1 protein-coding gene is annotated in these 2,326 nt (G+C 39.5%); it reads right to left on the minus strand.

Annotated features, from left to right (window positions below):
- A partial coding sequence (locus FEF17_RS14210) for a GEVED domain-containing protein (protein WP_211342490.1) occupies positions 1–2,326 on the minus strand: 2,326 nt, incomplete at both ends.

The raw sequence follows: 2,326 nt of genomic DNA on the forward strand, positions 1-2,326 counted from the left end.
GCATCCACATAATATTGCTGTGGTGTGTTTACGGTATCATCAGAATCATTACAATCGGTATTGTTAGCACTATAGCCAGCAGGCGCTGAAGACGCACAAAGCATAGCCGTAGTCGTAGACCCAAAACCATCACCATCAGCATCCACATAATATTGCTGTGGTGTGTTTACGGTATCATCAGAATCATTACAATCGGTATTGTTAGCACTATAGCCAGCAGGCGCTGAAGACGCACAAAGCATAGCCGTAGTTGTAGATCCAAAACCATCACCATCGGCATCCACATAATATTGCTGTGGTGTGTTTACGGTATCATCAGAATCATTACAATCGGTATTATTAGAACTATAGCCAGCAGGCGCTGAAGACGCACAAAGCATAGCCGTAGTTGTAGACCCAGATCCATCACCATCAGCATCCACATAATAGGTGTATAAAGTTAATCCTTCATCAATATTACCATCACAGTTATTATCGATACCGTCACATATTTCTGTTGCTCCTGGATTTATTGAAAAACCGGTTGCAATGCTATCGTCACAATCACCATCACATGTAGTATAACCATCTCCGTCTAAATCGGTACAAGGGTCTAAAATATTTATAGAATAGTCTTCTACTTCTCCATTAAACCCTGTTTCACAACTTGTAGGATCCATATTGAACTTTACCGAAATACGCATTCTTGCTATACCAGTTGCTGCACCGGAAGGAATAGTTATTGAAGTAGATGTTGGTGATAAACTTGTTCCATTTTTTACACTGCCTAGGTCGAATTGTTCATCGGTAGTATTGAAAGCTCCATCTCTATCAAAATCTATCCAAGCGATAGCATGAACTGTTTTATTACCGTTTGTATCGACGTCTACAGTCAATGAGTGGTTAGAACCTTTAATGACATCGGTGTTAATGGACGTAAAATCTTCGTATGCGTTATCTGTATTATTGGTGTCTGAATTGTCAATATCTACAAATACTACTCGTGTAGCACCTGTTGAATTTTCTGTGCTTCCGTTAGAAGTACAATAAGATAATACCGCTGTTGTAAAGTTATAGGTCGCACTATAAACAGAGTTAGACGTATCTGGACAAACACTATTAACTTCAACATCATATTGTGTAGAATCCTCTAATCCAGATACTATTTCAGAGGTATTTGAAGTACTAAGCGTTGTCCATGTTGTTGTTCCTGATTTTCTATAGCGGTAATTATAAGTTGCGCCGCTAACATTATTCCAACTAATTGTAGCCGAAGAAGGAGCGATATTAGAAGCTGCTAATCCAGTAGGAGGTTGCAAGCAAGGCGCGGGTAGTACGTCAAATGTTTGATCGACATCAGTAGCAGGGTTGTAAGTACTATTTCCAGCTTGACTAGCTCTAACGGTAACAGTTCCTATAGTTCCTGATAATGTCACTGTGTTTCCGCTTACACTAGCAGGTCCTGAGACCATAGAAAAGCTCACTGGTAATCCAGAAGAAGCCGTTGCATTGACTTGAAAAGGCACATCTGTAGTAAACTTGTCACTAATAGGGTCAAACGTTATTGTTTGTGGGATATTAGTGGTGTTAGTAATAACTCTAAAATCGTCAAACACAAAACCATCAAAAGTAGTGGTGTAGCTATGTTGACTGTTGGTAGAGTCTGTATTAAAATTAAACCTTAAAAACACGGTAGATTGATTGTGGAAAGCACTATTCTCTGAATTGGAAATAACAATTTCTTCCATCACCCATTTATCCTGAGTATCCCCATCATATAGTTGTTCACCATCAGGTTGGAAGTTGTTACTAGTAGAACTTTTTCCCGAATAGGTGTTGTTCGCATTAGGAGCTCCAGGTTTTGTATAGGTTCCACAAAGTGGTGCCCAGGTAGAGCCGTTAGTAGATGCCTCGATTTGTACATAATCAAAACTACGTTCTAAATCCCATTTGGCATTATACTGAACCACTGTTTGTACAAGTCCGCTAGTAGATATACTGTTATTAAGTTGTAGAGTATTACTTTGACTATTGGCATAAGCACCAGAAGGCGAGTCTGTAATAGCAACACTACCAGAAAAGGCATCAGAGGTAGTTCCCCAGGAGCCACCAGAAGCAGTCCAGTTAGATATGCCGTTGGTTTCTTCATCATCTTCAAAAAGCACTGTAGGCGTATAGTATTTAATAATGTTAGCTTCATAAATAAGGCCATCATCATTATTAAGAGTCACTTTAAATTCAATAGCATCATTGGGTTGAATACTTCCATCAAGAGTATAAGGCGCTGAAACAATACGTTGTTCAAGTGTTGCCATTCCTGTTTGTGTGCCAGGGCTAGTTAGTCCAG

The organism is Hyunsoonleella aestuarii, assembly GCF_006148925.1.
Taxonomy (GTDB): domain Bacteria; phylum Bacteroidota; class Bacteroidia; order Flavobacteriales; family Flavobacteriaceae; genus Algibacter_D; species Algibacter_D aestuarii.